16 protein-coding genes are annotated in these 15,862 nt (G+C 41.7%); 14 read left to right on the top strand and 2 right to left on the bottom strand.

The window, feature by feature from the left end; translation table 11 throughout:
• The first annotated feature begins 266 nt into the window (after positions 1 to 266).
• The 14 genes from FZC88_RS18910 (at position 267) to FZC88_RS24765 (ending at position 12,664) form a co-directional block, all read left to right on the top strand.
• On the top strand, positions 267 to 1,037 hold the full coding sequence (locus FZC88_RS18910; protein ID WP_148996032.1) for an MBL fold metallo-hydrolase: 771 nt from the start codon (positions 267 to 269) through the stop codon (positions 1,035 to 1,037).
• Positions 1,038 to 1,210: 173 nt separating this feature from the next.
• A complete protein-coding gene (locus tag FZC88_RS18905; protein ID WP_148996031.1) occupies positions 1,211 to 2,050 on the top strand; it encodes an SDR family NAD(P)-dependent oxidoreductase in 840 nt (279 codons plus the stop codon).
• A gap of 117 nt (positions 2,051 to 2,167) precedes the next feature.
• Positions 2,168 to 2,992 (top strand): BtpA/SgcQ family protein, encoded by an 825-nt coding sequence (locus tag FZC88_RS18900; protein WP_187443694.1) that lies wholly within the window; start codon positions 2,168 to 2,170, stop codon positions 2,990 to 2,992.
• Positions 2,993 to 3,131: 139 nt separating this feature from the next.
• Positions 3,132 to 4,109, top strand: a complete 978-nt coding sequence (locus FZC88_RS18895) for a nucleoside hydrolase (protein ID WP_148996029.1) — start codon at positions 3,132 to 3,134, stop codon at positions 4,107 to 4,109.
• 52 nt (positions 4,110 to 4,161) lie between these two features.
• Positions 4,162 to 5,649 carry an amidohydrolase family protein gene (locus tag FZC88_RS18890; protein ID WP_148996028.1) on the top strand — a complete coding sequence of 496 codons (1,488 nt, stop codon included), beginning with the start codon at positions 4,162 to 4,164 and terminating at the stop codon, positions 5,647 to 5,649.
• Between the two features lie 60 nt (positions 5,650 to 5,709).
• Positions 5,710 to 6,327 (top strand): ECF transporter S component family protein, encoded by a 618-nt coding sequence (locus tag FZC88_RS18885; RefSeq protein WP_148996027.1) that lies wholly within the window; start codon positions 5,710 to 5,712, stop codon positions 6,325 to 6,327.
• Positions 6,328 to 6,486: 159 nt separating this feature from the next.
• Entirely contained in the window at positions 6,487 to 7,236 is a 750-nt protein-coding gene (locus FZC88_RS18880) for an energy-coupling factor transporter transmembrane component T family protein (protein ID WP_148996026.1), read from the top strand.
• Positions 7,233 to 8,096: an energy-coupling factor ABC transporter ATP-binding protein gene (locus tag FZC88_RS18875; RefSeq protein WP_148996025.1), complete on the top strand. Its 864-nt coding sequence runs from the start codon at positions 7,233 to 7,235 to the stop codon at positions 8,094 to 8,096. Before FZC88_RS18880 ends, FZC88_RS18875 begins: the two co-directional genes overlap by 4 nt.
• Positions 8,093 to 8,920: an energy-coupling factor ABC transporter ATP-binding protein gene (locus FZC88_RS18870; protein ID WP_148996024.1), complete on the top strand. Its 828-nt coding sequence runs from the start codon at positions 8,093 to 8,095 to the stop codon at positions 8,918 to 8,920. Before FZC88_RS18875 ends, FZC88_RS18870 begins: the two co-directional genes overlap by 4 nt.
• 40 nt (positions 8,921 to 8,960) lie before the next feature.
• The gene (locus FZC88_RS18865) at positions 8,961 to 9,629 is read left to right on the top strand and encodes an aspartate/glutamate racemase family protein (protein WP_148996023.1); all 669 of its coding nucleotides are present in this window, start codon (positions 8,961 to 8,963) and stop codon (positions 9,627 to 9,629) included.
• A gap of 80 nt (positions 9,630 to 9,709) precedes the next feature.
• Complete coding sequence (locus FZC88_RS18860) at positions 9,710 to 10,639, top strand: NAD(P)-dependent oxidoreductase (protein ID WP_148996022.1); 930 nt, start codon at positions 9,710 to 9,712, stop codon at positions 10,637 to 10,639.
• Positions 10,640 to 10,670: 31 nt separating this feature from the next.
• A complete protein-coding gene (otnK, locus tag FZC88_RS18855; RefSeq protein ID WP_148996021.1) occupies positions 10,671 to 11,906 on the top strand; it encodes a 3-oxo-tetronate kinase in 1,236 nt (411 codons plus the stop codon).
• A gap of 16 nt (positions 11,907 to 11,922) precedes the next feature.
• Positions 11,923 to 12,513 carry a class II aldolase/adducin family protein gene (locus tag FZC88_RS18850; RefSeq protein ID WP_148996020.1) on the top strand — a complete coding sequence of 197 codons (591 nt, stop codon included), beginning with the start codon at positions 11,923 to 11,925 and terminating at the stop codon, positions 12,511 to 12,513.
• Between the two features lie 46 nt (positions 12,514 to 12,559).
• A complete protein-coding gene (locus FZC88_RS24765) occupies positions 12,560 to 12,664 on the top strand; it encodes a XapX domain-containing protein (RefSeq protein ID WP_148996200.1) in 105 nt (34 codons plus the stop codon).
• Positions 12,665 to 13,224: 560 nt separating this feature from the next.
• Here FZC88_RS24765 and FZC88_RS18840 read toward each other — a convergent pair.
• The gene (locus FZC88_RS18840; protein WP_148996019.1) at positions 13,225 to 15,150 is read right to left on the bottom strand and encodes an ABC transporter permease; all 1,926 of its coding nucleotides are present in this window, start codon (positions 15,148 to 15,150) and stop codon (positions 13,225 to 13,227) included.
• A complete protein-coding gene (locus FZC88_RS18835) occupies positions 15,137 to 15,847 on the bottom strand; it encodes an ABC transporter ATP-binding protein (protein WP_397541206.1) in 711 nt (236 codons plus the stop codon). Before FZC88_RS18835 ends, FZC88_RS18840 begins: the two co-directional genes overlap by 14 nt.
• Positions 15,848 to 15,862 lie beyond the last annotated feature (15 nt).

Genomic DNA, 15,862 nt, shown 5'->3' with positions numbered 1-15,862 from the left:
TACCTTTTATGTCCACAAACCTCCATAAAGCTCTAAAAAATAGCTCTTTATTCTATCTGGCTGATATCCAGATCGTAAATGTCAAAATTAAGTGGGATGGAATGAGGTTGTGTGGAAACGTTTCCAGAAATAGTCTTTTAACACTATCTGATATTCGTTTACTGATCATTGATCAATCTAAACCATCTAAATTGATCTCATTTAAAATATACCTTTTGATTCATTCGAGGTATCATACTTAATCACAACGATGAAAGGGGATTGTAATGTTCGACTACAACATATTTATTCAAGGGTTTCCCGGAAAGTCATCAACCCATGGGGGGTTAGGATGGAGTACAGTCACCTTATTGTCCCACAAGGACCAACATATTATTATTGATGTCGGCAGTTTCGGGGTCAGGCCATTAATATTAGATAAACTCGAAGCAAGAGGTTTATCTCCGAGTGACATATCGATGGTTTTACTGACACATACGCATTGGGATCATTGCGTTAATTGGACTATGTTTCCTAACGCGACCATCGTAGTGGGGCAGGCGGATATGAAGTGGGCATTAAACGAACCGCCTGGAGGATGGCATGTTCCTGAATTGTATGTGAAGGAATTAAATTCTTCTTCACAAATAAGGTTGGTCAACCATCTTGAAGAAATCGTTCCTGGGATTGTTGCGCATCAGACGGATGGACATTCACCGGGTCACTTGGCGTACACCGTAGACAATGGTGATTATAATCTGATATTCAGCGGGGATGCCGCTAAGAACAGGGCGGAACTCTTATCAAGGAATGCGGATATGACACTGAATCTATCAGAAAGCCAACAATCAATCGATTACCTTTGGAGATTGTGGAGAAAAAGGGAGAACAGTATTTTAGTACCTGGACACGATATCCCCATGAAACTTGTTAACGGGGAACCTGTTTATCTCGATGAAAGAAAAGCAGATTTGCAATACTGGTTTTCTGATACATTGGAGGATTATACAACGATCGAATTGGCAGATGAATCAGCGTTAGCTGAACAGACCAAGTAGGACTACCCATATTTCGGCAATATTTAAGGGGGTGTTCAATAAAAAAATGAAAAGGCTTACATGTATTTTCTATCGCAAGTCAGCGTTTTAGTAATAGATAAAAATAATCGTTTGCCTGAAGAATTTAATCCAAACGAAATTGATAATTGAAATTAAATGAGGTGTGAAAACAAATGAGTGATATAAAAAAGCAACGTGTGATCGTGACTGGCGGCTCTAAGGGACTTGGACGCGGAATTGCCCTGGCTTTCGCAGAGGCAGGTGCATCGGTGGTCATTGCTGATGTTGATGCTGAAGCGGGCGAGCGCTGTGTGGAGGAGATCATCGAATCTGGAGGAAAAGGTCTGTTCGTCTATACGGATGTAGCGTCAAGTGAAGATGTGAAAAACCTATTTGAGGAAGCCCGTCATTTCCAAGGCGGTATAGATGTGCTCGTTAACAATGCTGGTATTGGTCACGGGCCGCTCTCAGAAAGACACTTTCTGAAAACGGACTTCGCTATGTGGGAGAACCTCATGAATGTACACCTTAATGGACTTTACTACTGCAGCCAATTGGCAGCAAGGGCAATGGTCCACCAGGGTGAGGGCGGAAGCATTATCAATATGAGTTCTGGAGGGGCAACACGCGCTCATCGAAATCGTGTCGCTTATGATGCGACGAAGGGTGCAATTGAGGCCGCTACAAGAGCAATGGCACTTGATCTGGCTCCATGGAAAATTCGGGTGAATGCTGTGATGCCGGGCTCCATGTGGGTTGAAAACCGTACAGCAGTCGGAAATGAGTCTTCACCTGACCTTCTCATCCCACTCGGCAGGCTCGGAATGCCGCAAGACGTTGGGAATGGAGTTTGCTTCCTGGCATCGCCTGAAGCTTCATACATTACAGGTCATGTCTTAGTCATTGATGGCGGACTCACTTCTCAGCTCCGGGCGCCAAGTATGGATGCCGATGTTGCACTCTCTCTCGACGAAATCGATTTAGGGATGGCTTCAACCGGAAGCAAAGGATAAATGCATTCCCCCACAACTCTGACTGGTTTCATAGAAAAGATGGAGAGTTCAATCATATGACCAGAAGTCATCCAGATTAAGTACATGATAAATAGAAAAAAGGAGGAGGAAAATAATATGAAAACGTCATTCACAAATATTTTCGGTGTGGAAAAACCTGTATTAGGTATGGTTCATTTAGGTCCGCTCCCTGGATCACCTCTATATGAAGGGAATATCGATCAAGTATTAGAAGCTGCCATCCGTGATGCGAAAAGTCTTGAAAAGGGCGGAGCCAGCTCGGTCATGGTAGAAAACTTTAATGACTACCCGTTTTACCCTGAAACAGAGGAACCTGAAACAGTGGCAGCGATGACATTGATTGCTCATGAAATTCGACGCGAAGTGAAGCTTCCAATGGGGATTAATATCCTGAGAAACTCTTGGAAATCAGCATTAGCAGTAGCTGGAACAGTAGGGGCTGATTTTATTAGACTTAACGTCCTGACAGATGCGTATGTGACCGATCAGGGGCTCATTAACGGTACGGCCCACCTGGTGGCAAGATATCGTAAATTTCTTGGTTTAGAGAAGAAAGTCAAGATTTTCGCAGATATTCAAACAAAACATGCAGCTCCTTTAGCCGCCCGACCTATTGATGTCTTGGCTCGCGATACTGCCTATCGCGGAATGGCAGACGCGATTATTCTTGCAGGTGAAGAATCAGCTCAACCTCCTTCAATTGAGAATTTAGAGGCGGTGAGGAATGCAGTCCCTGATGTTCCAATCATCATTGGCAGCGGAATGAAAGTTGAAACTGCAAATCTACTCAAATATGCGGATGGAGCTGTCTTTGGATATGGGGCAAAAATCGATGATATTATGACGAACCCGGTTGACGAAGACAAAACACGCCGCTTCTGCGAAGGGGTAGACAGAGAAAGAAACTCTCAATTGGTTTAGTTTTAATAGAAGCAGAGTATTGAAGGCGTTGGGACCGATCATGGCCCCTCATACATACGAAACCTTATTTTCATTAAGGGTTTAGTGCTGATGTTTGTCTCTCGGTATTCTTATAGAAAAGATAATAGGAGGAGTTAACATGATGATGGAACGAGTAATTATTGACACTGATCCGGGAGTCGACGACCTTGCCGCAATCTATCTTGCGCTCGCGTCTCCGGAACTGCGTATCGAAGCTTTAACGACAGTACATGGAAATATCGAGGTGGAAACTGCGACGCATAATGCACTTTCATTACTTGAATTAGCAGGCAGAACAGATATCCCTGTTTATCGCGGAGCAAGCAAGCCGCTTATACGCAAACCGCACTTTGCCAAGCATATCCACGGCAATAATGGTTTTGGCGGAGTAGAGGTTCCAGACCCTTCTGTATCGGAGGCGGGGGAGTATGCGGCAATGGAGATTGTGAGGATTTGTAACGAAGCACCGAACGAAATCACTATTTTGGCGATAGGTCCACTGACGAACGTGGCGCTGGCTCTCTCTATAGACCCTGGTATCGCGCAGAAAGTGAAAAGAATTATTGTCATGGGCGGTGCAGTCCGTGTCGCCGGGAACTATTCACCGGTTGCGTCCTTCAATCTGGCAGCTGATCCTGAGGCTGCAAGGGCAGTGTACGATTCGGGTGCGCCAATCGTTCAGGTCGGTCTCGATGTATGTACGAAGGTGAGAATCTCACCAGAAAATCTAAAACGCATAAGGGATACGAATACCCGTCCAGGATCCTTCCTCTTAGAGGCCGCTGAATTCCGGCGTAAGGCTTACGTTGCTGTCCAGCAATCGTCAGAAACGGAGACCGGCGTTTTCTTTAATGACGTACCAGCCGTAGCCTATGCGCTTTGGCCTGAACTCTTTGAGGTACAGCCGGCCTATGTTTCCATTGAAACGTCAGGGGAACTTACAGCTGGTCAGACTGTCACTGAGTTTACAGGACAGTGGGGTCATTCAGAACCCAATACCTCTATCCTGATGGATGTTGACGGAGAGACCCTGGCAGGAAGATTTGCTGAACGTATTTCTACTTTAGAAACACAATATGCCGAATCGCCTAAATAACGCATTAAAATATTTGAATTTTTAGATAATTAGACCTCGAAGGGGTGACATCATGTCAACTCTCATTAAAAACGTCACAATCATTACGATGGATGATGATGCAGGTATCATCCAGGGCAGTGTCCTGGTGGAAAACGGACTCATAAAAGAAGTGATCCCGCATAACCCCGGGAGTGAACCGCCAATTGGAGCCAATGAAACAATCGATGGATCCGAAATGATCGTCATGCCTGGTATGACAAATGCTCATTATCATTCCTATTCAAATCTGTTAAAAGGGACAACCAGCCATTTTCCATTGGAGATATGGTCCCTTTATACAACAGCATATGGATATTCACTTGATGACGAAGATATCTACAATGCAGTACTTTTAGGTGTAATCGATATGATTAAAAGCGGTGTGACCAGTTGTATTGACCATTTTCCGCATATCAGAAGATCAGAAGCCGCACTTAAAGCATATGAGGCATCATCGATTAGAGTTGGATTTGCTCCCATGATGCATGATGTACCTGATCATCATTTCCTTCCAGTTGAGCTGCCGAGCGACAGGAAGCGAAAACTAGACGAAGCAGCACCGATATCAGATGAAGAAATGAAAGCGTTTTATAACTCCCTTTTCAACAAGTGGCATGATAAAAATAATCGTATTCAAATTTTGTTAGGTCCGAATGCTCCGCAGCGATGTTCCGAGGAAATGCTGGCGTTATGTAGAGAATTAAGTGAACAAAGAGGGGCATATGTTCATACTCATCTTCTGGAAACAAAAATTCAAAAGGAAGTCGGGGATGCTGCATTTTCCGGTGGGATAGTTGGCAGACTGCGGGAACAACAATTGCTTTCAAGAAGGTTGTCAGCGGCTCATTCCATTTGGATTGAAGATGATGAGGCAGAGGTGTTAGCTGATCGTGGTGTTTCCATTGTTCATAATCCAGTCAGTAATATGATGCTTGGCAGCGGGAGAGCGAACGTATCATCCTATCTGCGAAAAGGAATGAACGTGGCCTTGGGGACGGATTCCTCCAATTGCGGAATCTCCCATAACCTTTTTGAAGCAATGAGGATAGCTGTTATGCACAGCCGGCAGGAACATTCTCAATTCCAAGAATGGCTGAAACCAATAGATGTGCTGAAAATGGCTACAATTGGCGGGGCACACTTATTGGGTGAAGAGAAAAAGCGGGGGAAAATTAAACAAGGTTATGAAGCGGATCTTGTTTTACTAACCAAACGTTCACCTGCTTTGGCGATGAACGAAGATCTTATCTCTCAGCTTGTGTATTACGAGAATGGGAGTTCGATAGAATCGGTCATGGTCAAGGGAGAATGGGTTCTCAGGAATCGCAACATTGTTACATTCGATGAAGAAGCGGTACTCCAAACAGTAAAAGAAAAACATGAGTCCCTTGTTAAAAAAAGCCAGGCAAGTATTCAATTGGCGAATGAATATGAGCCGTATTTCACCAATATGTATAAAAAGTTTCATCATCATCTTGAGGAGAAAAAAGCTGGCAGCAGGTTTGATGCTGCTCATTAGCAAGGAATGTCTGAAGAAATTAAATCTTAGTAAAAGCCCATATAAAAAGGAGGATAAAAGATGAAAAGTATAGCAAAGGATTTTACGCTTATTTCCATATTGCTCATTCCCATTGGTGTAGCAGTCAATGTAGTTGCTGGTGAATTGGTTGAAATATTAAAAATCCCTCTCTTCTTAAATCAAATTGGCACGATGATTGTTGCGATGGTAGCCGGTCCTTGGGTCGGGGCAGTAACTGGTGGGGTCTCAAAACTAATATTCGGGATATTCAATCCTACTCAGCTGGCGTTTATGCCGGTTGCGATGGCTTCAGGAATTGTTGTCGGTTTCATGGCAAAAAAGGGGATGACAAAAAATGTTTGGAAGGTTGCTTTTACAGGGTTTATTGTGGCCATCGTTGCCATATTAATCGCTACCCCGACAACGGTTATCGTGTTTGGCGGAGCTTCAGGAACTGGATCAGATACAGTCACTGCCGTCCTTTTAGCTTCAGGCAAAGAAATATGGACAGCTGTTTTAACACAGAAGATATTTGTTGAAAGTATTGATAAAATCCTTTCGATCATGGTTGCCTATATGATTGTTCGAAAGATGTCAGATCAATACCTGTCAAAACAGAAATATGGCCACTTATATCTTAATACTTACAATCATAAAAACACTAAAATTGGAGCTTAAAAGCATTTCATAAAGGCATGGTGTGAACATGTTGATAAATCTGCGGTCACTGCATCAATCACCCCATCATTTTGTACAAAAGGGCTTGTATGCATTCATCCGATTCTTTCCATGAATCAGTGAAAAAATGAACCTTACTATGATAGGGGAGATATACTTATGGAAAAACTAAGAAGCTTTATTCTAAGTCTTTATCCAACTACTAAATTCTTATTTACCGCCTTATTAATGATGACCCCGTTACTGTTGCCAGGTTATATCTATTCCTATTTGGTTCCCGTGCTGTGTTTGATTATTGCAATGGCAGCTGGAAAAACAAAACTGTACGTAGACTTCGTCTTAAAAGGATTGGTACCGATTGTTGTCATGATTTTTCTTTTGCAATCATTTTTCTATCCGGGAGAGAACATATTGTGGTCATGGAGCATCTTCTCCATTAAACAAGAAGGAATTGAATTCAGTTTACAATTAACCTCGAAAATATTGGCGGTGGGATCAGCCATTGTTTTATTTTTTCAGATTACAAAAATCAATGATTTATCGCGGGCTTTAGAAATAGCAGGAGTTTCGCCAAAGGCTACCTATGTACTTTCATCCGCACTTACAATTATCCCGGAAATGAGGCTGCATTTATTACGGATCATGGATGCACAAAGAACCCGCGGTGTTGAAACGGAAGGAAACCTAAGTATACGAATAAAAGCATTTGTACCGGCATTGACCCCACTGATATTATCCTCATTTTCAAGCACAGATGAGAAAGCCATCACGTTGGAATCCAGAGCTTTCACAGCCCGGACCAAAAAGACAAGCTTGCACCATTTGGAAAAGACGAAGAGTGATCATGTAGTAAGAGCCATCTTATTGATTGTAGTTGTTTCCATCCTGATCTGGAGGTTTTTATTATGAGTGGAATAGAGATTAGAAATCTATCATACCAGTACCCTACCGGAAGTGAAAAGGTATTGCATGATCTGAATCTTACGATTGAAAGCGGGAAGTTCTATGCGCTCGCCGGCGTGAACGGCGGAGGGAAGACAACGCTCTGCAATGTGATCCGGGGGTTCATTCCCCACTTTTTCAAGGGAGAACGAACTGGAGAAGTGCTGATTGATGGGAAGGATGTTCAAGATTGGGATCCAAGTGATCTTGCCCAGAAGGTGGGGTTTGTGTTTCAAAATCCATTCACCCAGATCAGTGGCGTGAAGGAAACTGTTTTTGATGAGATAGCTTTCGGACTGGAGAATCTCGGGGTCGAAATCAGTGTGATTAAACAGAAAGTTCAAGACATCATTAAATTATTGGGTATTGAGTATATCCAAGACAAAAACCCGAATGAGCTATCAGGAGGACAAAAACAACGGGTGGCTTTAGCCTCGATTATCGTAATGGAGCCGGATATTCTCATTTTTGATGAGCCGACATCACAGTTGGATCCACAAGGTACGGAGGAAATATTCAGGGTAATCGATATTATGAAGAAAAAAGGAAAAACAATTATTTTAGTAGAGCACAAGATCGAGTTAATTGCTGAGTATGCAGACTATGTGATCGTTCTTCAGGATGGACAGATTAAGAAACAAGGAAGAACGGAAGACGTGCTTTCTGAAGAAGATACACAGGACTACGGTTTAGGTTTAACCCAGTATACGCTATTGGATTTAGAAATGCGAAAACACAATATGCATACAGAAAGAATACCCATTACTGAAAGGGACTCCGTTCAAGTGATGAAACAATGGATGGAATTACAAGGGGTGAAATTATGAGCTATTTAACTTTAAATGATGTTACCTATTGTTATCCCAATGGTTTTAAAGCGGTTGAAAACGTCAGCATGTCGTTCGAAAAGGGTGAATCAGTAGCCATTGTTGGACAAAATGGTGCCGGGAAAACCACAACAGTGAAAATGATGAATGGATTAACAAAGCCAACTCAAGGTGATGTGATCATTGATGGGTTGAATACAAAAGATTACACAACAGCTCAGATATCCAAAAAAGTGGGATATGTCTTTCAAAACCCTGATGATCAAATTTTTCACGAAACTGTAAAAAGTGAAATTAGGTTCGGACCTAAAAACCTTGGATTTTCAGAGCAGAAGATTGAAGAAAACGTAATGAAGGCAGCAGAATTGACAGGAATCGTGCCATTCTTGGATATACATCCGTATAACTTGCCTTATTCCATGAAGAAATTTGTCACCATTGCCTCGGTCATTGCAATGGATACAGATACGATTATCTTAGACGAGCCAACGGCCGGACAAGACTCCCTGGCCATTAAAAGACTGGGGTACATTATTGATTCATTAGTTCAAGAAGGGAAAACGATCATTACCATTACACATGATATGGAATTTGTCGTGAACAACTTTGAACGTGTCATCGTGATGGCAAATAAAAGAGTCGTTCAGGATAGTCATAAGCAAGATGTTTTCTGGAACCATGGTGTCCTGGAAGAAGCGATGTTAAAACAGCCTCATATCAGCCGGTTATGCAATACATTAAATGTCAATGAAAAAGTATTAGATATCAATCAAATGATTAATGTGCTAAAAAAAACTTCAGGTAAGGTAAAGGTCACTCTATAAAAGGAACTCTCTAATGACTAATGAATAGAGGAGAATCGATATGAAAATTGGTATTATACATGCAACTTGTAATGCTGTACCACCTTTAAATGCAGCCTTCAAACGACTGGCACCGGAAGTAACGGTCTTAAACTTTGTTGATGAGAATATCCAGTATCATGCGAACCAAATCAATGGAATCGATGATAAATTATATCGGGATTTTATCAATATGGCCAGTAAAGCACAGGAAGCGGGAGTGGATGCGATTATTGTAGCATGTACCGTCCTGACCCCTGTAGTGGATTCTGTTAAGCCATTTATATCAGTACCGATCTTTGCAGTAGATCGTCCGATGTTAGAAAAGGCAGTTACTACTTATTCAAAGATAGGCGTCGTTGCAACGACTGCACCATCCGGACCAGCCACAAAAGCCCAATTAGAGAAGCTTGCCAAGGAATTGAGGAAAGAAATTGAGGTAGATACAGAAATCACTACGCAGGCTATGACAAAATTGAAGGCTGGCAATGAGGAAGAACATAATCAGCTTAATCGTCTTGCGGCAGCGGAATTGCAAAAAAGAGGATGTGAAGTCATCATTCTTGCCCAGATTACACAAGCATGTGCAGAAGGTGAAACGAGTACATTGGGACTCCCGGTGTTAACAAGTCCGAAAGAAGCGGTAAAAGTGGTGATCAGTGCATTAGAACGGGATAAAGTAAACGCTTAGTTACAGAAAAAAACAAAAAATACAGTACTTCTTCGTTTTTTAGCCCTTGAAATAATTTCAAAGAAAAAGGAGAGATTTCAATGAAAGTAAGTTTTATTGGATTAGGCGTAATGGGCACCGGTATGGCATTAAATCTTGCAAAAGGCGAAAAAGAAGGTGAGTATGAGTATCTCGTCTGTGATGCAAATCCAACTGCATTAGAGCAATTCAATACACAAGGGATTAACACTACAACCAATATTCTGGATACAGCAGATAGTGATTATATCTTTCTCTGCCTGCCGGACTTAGAGATTGTAAAAAAGGTTATAGTCGGAGAAAACGGTTTACTTAAACATATGGAGCCAGGACAGAAAATTGTTGATTTCAGCACAATAAGTTATTTAGGTGCAGTAGAAATCGCAGAAACCTGCAAAGAGAATGGAATTGACTATATGGATTGCCCTATTTCCGGTCATCCGAGAACAACGATCGAAGGAACACTTACAATCATGTGCGGCGGAAATGAAGAACTATTTAATACAATAAAACCTATGCTTAACCGGATGGGGAAACAAATACTCTATATGGGTGAAAACGGGGCTGGTCAACTGACGAAGATGATTAATAACTGTGTATTAAATATTTGTTGTGCAAGCTTTAGTGAATTATTACCGGTTGGAGTGAAGCTTGGTTTGGATCCAGAGAAGCTCGGTGATGTATTAATGACGGCAACTGGATCCAGTTTTGCTTCAAAAACATTGATTCCTAAGGTGTTAGAAGGGGATTTTGAACATAGTTTTTCACTTGAAAGAGCCTATAAAGACATGGAAAGCATGAATGAAGTGTTAATGAAATATCAGATTCCACTGCCAACGTTGAGTGGAACGATGCAAACGTATCAACTTGCCTTACAAAACGGACAAGGCGATTTCTACAAGCATGCCATGATTTGTTATTTTGAAGATTTGTTGGGTGTAAAGGTACGGAACAAGAGCTATCAAGAAGCAGAAGCTGAATTGGTAAAGTAGTACATAAAAACATAGCAGGGGGGTGAATCAATTGCGCTTTGGTGTTATTGCAGATGATTTTACCGGTGCCAGTGACATCGCTTCTTTCTTTGTGAAAGGCGGACTTAGTACAGTTTTATACACTGGAATACCTAAAATTGATGAGGCTCCAAAAGCAGAAGTATGTGTCATTGCCTTAAAAACACGTACTCAAAATCCAAAAGACGCTGTCAAAGATTCGCTCGAGGCGATAGCCTGGTTAAAAGAGCAAGGTGCCCAACAGTTTTATATAAAATATTGCTCCACATTTGATTCGACACCTGAGGGGAATATCGGCCCGATTTGTGATGCTGTAATGGAAGAGCTGGACGTTCCTTATACGATTCTTTGTCCTGCACTTCCGGTAAATGGACGTATTGTTAAAGAAGGATGTTTATATGTTAATGGAGTTCCACTCGATAAGAGTCCTATGAAGGATCATCCGCTTACGCCAATGTGGGATTGTGATCTGGTTCATTTAATGGATGCGCAAAGCAAATTTCCCAGTGTGAAAATGTCAGACACTTTATACAAGGAAGAAGTAAATGAGGAGATTACAAGAATAGCAGCACAAAATAAGCAATCGCATTTTTATATTATCCCGGATTACGAGAAAGAAGAAGACGCGGAAAAGCTGGTCCAGGTTTTTGGAGGACTCAAACTCATTACCGGCGGCAGCGGCCTTGCCTATCCATTGGCGAAAATGTATAAGGAAAATGCGGAAGCGAATGGCTTTGAGCGATCAGATTCACCAGCGTTATTATTAGCAGGAAGCTGCAGTGAAGCCACTCGTAACCAGATTACAGAATATCAAAGATCAGGTGGTAAAGCCTACTTCATGGATCCTCTTAAATTGATTTCAGGTGAAGAATCTGTCGAGAAGATTTGGGATGTGATCTCTCAAAACAAAGAAGAATCAATCCTGGTATACAGCAGTGACACACCTGAGAAGGTACGGGATATTCAGCAACAAGGGAAAGAAGAAGTTGCAGGAAGATTAGAAAAAGCAACGGCGGATTTAGCAGAACTTGCTGTTCAAGCCGGGTTTCACAGAATCATTGTTGCAGGCGGAGAAACGAGTGGAGCGGTGGCAAAAAGGCTTGGATACAAGGGATATCATATTGGAGATAGTATTTCACCAGGAGTACCTGTCATGATACCAATAGAAGATAAGCGTATCCGAATGGTGTTTAAAAGTGGAAACTTTGGACAATCTGATTTCTTCCTTCAAGCCTTATCTTTAACATAAGAGAGAAGTGGAAAATATGGAGCAAACATTAGATCAAAAGATTAAAGATGCTATTTGGGCTGCCAAAAGCCTCTTTCAACGCGGTAAAGCAACCGGGAGTGTCGCGAACCTGAGTTTTCTGCATGAAGGCAAGATATATGTGACTGCTACTGGTACATGCTTTGGAAATCTGAAACCGGATGAGTTTGCTGTACTGGACATGGATGGCGTCCAATATGATGAAACAAAACCAAGCAAAGAATGGCCGTTGCATTTATCGGTATACAAAGCACAACCGGATACGGGTGCAGTTCTTCATGTGCACAGCACGTATAGTGTGCTCTGGAGTTGTCTGCCTGGCCTTAATGAATCAGATTGTATGCCGGATCATACTCCATACCTGAAAATGAAACTGGGAACAGTCGGCTTAATTCCTTATGAAAAACCCGGCAGTACAGAACTGTTTCACGTTTTTGAAAGACGCGTACATTCAAGTGATGGATGGCTGTTGAGCCATCACGGTCCGGTAGTGCCGGGAAAAAGTATCATGGAAGCATTTTTTGCATTAGAAGAATTAGAGGAAAGTGCGCATATTGCTTGGGAGCTTCGAAAACTTAATACAGAGTGACTAAGTACTTTTGTCACACTTTAGAAGAAGGTGAGGACAATGTGGCATATTAAGTTATGTTAGCTGTTTTGCTGGTTTACTGATTGGCTTTTTATTTGGATTGACTGAACTTCCGATTCCAGCACCACCAACTTTATCTGGTGTGGGATGATCTTGGTATTTATTTTGGATGTAAAGCCTATTTATCTATCATACCTGTGACAACAAAGTTATAATACTATTCTGATAGTTCTGTTATCCGGAGATATCCCTAGCCTAGGAATGATTGGTGCCGCAATCGCTGCAGCAAACTCCTCGGGGCGGGTGCTAAGAAGCGAAACATCAAAACTGTTAGTAAGAAAACCTGTCTCTACTAGAATGTCCGGGATCGGTGTTACCCCCACACCTAGTGCTGAGTTACCTTCTGACACCACAAAAAAGGGTGTAGAAGTAATCAAGCTATCAGCATCTAGAGGGAGAAGATATTGAAAAAGCCGATAAAGGGGTAATAGACGCATGTATCAGTCCCTTCAAAAAAGTTCTCCACCATCATAAGTTGTTGTCAAGTCCATGCTCCACTGGCACGATTGTTAAGAAATTATAGCCTAATTCCACAGTAATAGTGTGTTCTACATTTAACCGGAGATTAGCCCTTGGTACATAAATCAATGAATTTTAAGTATCTTCAAAGGAGAAATAAGAAGAGAACACCCCAGTGGAGGTGTTCTCTTCTTATTTATTTACTATCCGGTTATACGTCTTAACAGTCAAAATATAATAAAGAAGATAAATAACAATGAAGGCAAGCATAGCAGTCAGCATTGGAACGAACATGTTAGCGCCTATCAAGTTTGACATAAAGTTGCTTGTAAAATGTAAAATAGCGGAACCGTGTATTATACCAACTAATAATGGTAAGCCGAAGATGAAAAGCGTTTGCTTTTTAATGGACTTTGAGACTTCTTTCCTGCTGACCCCCACCTTCCTTAATATATCGTATTGAGGTTTTACTTCATTAGCTTCTGTCAGCTGTTTGAAATAAATGATGCTTCCTGTTGCGGCCAGGAAAACCAGTCCTAAGAATCCCATAATAAAGAGGTTGAGGGCGTTACCTTCTTTACCTTCTTTATATTCAAGATAATAGGTTGAGGATGCCTGAAAATCTTCTCCAAACAAGCTGTTTAATTCCTTTGACGTTTCCACAGTTGCTTTTTCATCAACCACTTCATACGCTTTATACACCAGTGGAGCAGATTCGCTGGCGAATTCTTCAAACTTATCGTTGCTTACTACTACGAAAAAATCAGGGTAGTCAAAGGGAAGGACATTGCCTTCAACCATATCAATCATTTTCAGCTTTTCGCCAATGGCAGGCAGCTCCAGATTAATCGTTTCACCCTGAAAATCATCATCCGTGAACTTTGTCAGACGCGGTTTAATCACAGCTGCCTCATTGCCACGAAGTGAAACCGTATCTTCACGGTCCAGTGCTGATGAAACTGAATTAAACGATTCTTCTGAAATGATTTTAATCGGATCAGTGAGGTAATCCAGGGAAAAGGAGAGGTCTCCTTTCGCTGTCACCACAGGTATGGTGAGCTGGGCCTTCACTGGGTGTTGCCGATCATCCTTGATGATTTTTTCAATCTTTGTATCAAATGTTTCTCCTTTTGATAAATGCGAATAACTGAATGGAACATCTTCTTCTGATTGTCGGGCATTTCCGTAGTATCCGCCGTATGTTGCCCCGAAGAAGCTGATGGTTGCAGCACTTAAGATAGCAATGAGTGTGAATGTGCGTGCATTTCCTCTTAGGCGGAAGATCAATTGAGCTGTTTCTATTAGATTTGTCCCTTTATAATAATAGCCTTTCTTTTTTTGCGTCAGTTTTAACAATGAGACGGTGACGGACCTGAAGAATAGGTGCGTCCCTATGATAAGGATGATTAAAGCCGTACCGTAATTTAATTGGATATATTCGATGGTCATTTCTTCGGGAAACGGTCTCAAAATCAGCCAATAACTGATGGCAAGCAAGATTACTCCGATAATACTTGAGATTAGGGAGGCTTTTGGTTGCTGCTCTCCTTTTTTTGCTGCATTAAATAATTCTATTAATTTGAATCGATAGATCAAGCGGTACCCTTGGATAGAAGTGAACAGGATGATCACCATGAATACAAGCGCCGTTTGTGCGATGGCTTCTAGTGAAAATCCGAAATCGATCTCAGATGTTGAGCCCATGAGATGGATCAAGATCATCGAGAATAATTTTGATAAAATAGTTCCGAAAAGAATCCCTACCGCCAATGAAAGAACTCCCATAATAAGATTCTCATAAAACAACATTCTGCCAATGGTCTTCTTTTTCAACCCCAACATCGAATAGAGTCCGACTTCTCTCTTCCGATTTCTCATAAAGAATGAGTTGGAGTAGATAATGAAGACAGCTGCAAAAATGATTAAAACGAAAGAGGCAGCCATGAACATAAAGTTCATCGTGTCAGAGAGAAGAATATTTTCCTGTATTTTCTCACTGTATTGAAGCGAAACGAAGGTAAAGTAAATGACCATACTGAAAACAAGTGAAATAAAGTAAACGAGGTAACTGCTGAAATTTCCTCTTATATTCTTTTTGGCCAGACTAAATAGAGTCATGTATTCCACCTCCAATGGCAGACAATACATCCATTATTTTATTGAAGAATTCTTTCCGTGATTCTTTTCCTTTCACCAGTTCTGTGAAAAGCCTGCCGTCCTTGATAAATAGAACACGCTGACAGTAACTTGCTGCAAAGGCATCATGCGTAACCATTAAAATGGTCGCTGCATCCTGTTCACTCAATTCTTTTAAGCTTTCCAATAAATCGGTTGCCGACTTAGAATCCAAAGCTCCTGTAGGCTCATCCGCCAATACAAGACTTGGATTGGCAACGATTGCCCGAGCGGCTGCTGTACGCTGTTTTTGACCGCCTGAAATCTGGTAGGAGTATTTTTCTAATATGGACTGTATCCCGAATTTTCCTGTTACTTGATGGACTTTGGCTTCAAGCTCTTTTACATTCATTTTTGCCAAGGCCAGTGGCAGCAGGATATTTTCCTTCACCGTAAGTGTGTCTAACAGGTTGTAATCCTGGAAGATAAACCCCAGCTTATCCCGTCGGAATGAAGAAACTTCATCTTCCTTCATATGAAGAATGCTTTCTCCATCAATGAATAGATCGCCGGAAGTTGGCTGATCAATCGTTGCCAGGATATTTAACAGTGTGGACTTCCCGGCTCCGGAGGGCCCCATAATGCCGACGAATTCACCCTTTGATACCTCAAGATCGATTTCTTCTAGTGCTGTGTACAAATTTCCCTTGGCACC

Source organism: Rossellomorea aquimaris, assembly GCF_008180865.1.
Lineage (GTDB): Bacteria > Bacillota > Bacilli > Bacillales > Bacillaceae_B > Rossellomorea > Rossellomorea yichunensis.
Note: the sequence above shows the minus strand (reverse complement) of the source record. Positions and strands in the feature narration are given on the sequence as shown.